We start from the raw sequence: 795 nt of genomic DNA on the forward strand, positions 1-795 counted from the left end.
GGGCTGGTGGGAGCTGCGCGAGCGCGGCCTTGGTGACGGTGATGTGATCAGCCGCGGTGTTCGAGCCGGCGTTGCCGGGGCGGAGATGGATCGCCAGCGGTTCCCCAGTCCCTTCGCTGCCGTGGTCGAGGAACGCGCACAGAGGGTGATAGCCGAAGCCGCGTTTGAACGTCGGTGCGGCCTGCTCCTTCTCGCTGTGGACGTTGATCAGGGTGGCGTCGAGGTCGATGACCAGCGGGCTCTTCGCACTGGCCCCCGCGGCGGGGGAGTGCTCCCCGGCCAAGGCCCAGGCCCGTTCCCGCGCGGCGCGACGGGCATTCGAGATCGCCTCGATCACGGCGGGCGCGTCCTCAGCCAGCGTGGTGAGCATGCGGGAGATCGTGGGGGCCGAGGCGACGTCACCGAACAGGTCCGGTTCGCACCGCAGCAGATCAGCATCCGAAGCGTGCTCGCCGCCGATCGCGAGAGTGAGTGCGAGATCCAGCAGGACCTTCGAGCTGTGATGCTCTGCCAGCGGTTTCGTCCACGAATCCAGCGCCTCACGCAGCGAAGCAGCGAGGCCAGTGGCGTGAATCGTGTCGGTCAGCAGCACAGCGCCCGCATGCGCGAGGGCCGGAACCTCGGCGACGTCCACCCGCGGACGGGGGTAGAAGAACAAGGTAGGGTGGGACACCTGAAAGGTGCTCCTTCCAGCGGATGGCTACGGGTCTCAACACCTCGTATCATCCCAGGCCAGGAGCACCTTTCGCCATTCATTCCGCCGGTCGAGACCACACCCCCGTGAAATCTCGAGGC

1 protein-coding gene is annotated in these 795 nt (G+C 67.3%); it reads right to left on the reverse strand.

Annotation, left to right across the window (positions count from 1 at the left end):
- The coding region (locus tag P0D62_RS18990) for a transposase (protein ID WP_319947022.1) at nt 1-673 on the reverse strand (673 nt) is incomplete at its 3' end.
- Nucleotides 674-795 lie beyond the last annotated feature (122 nt).

The organism is Tessaracoccus caeni, assembly GCF_029211185.1.
In the GTDB taxonomy this organism is placed as follows: Bacteria; Actinomycetota; Actinomycetes; order Propionibacteriales; family Propionibacteriaceae; genus Arachnia; species Arachnia caeni.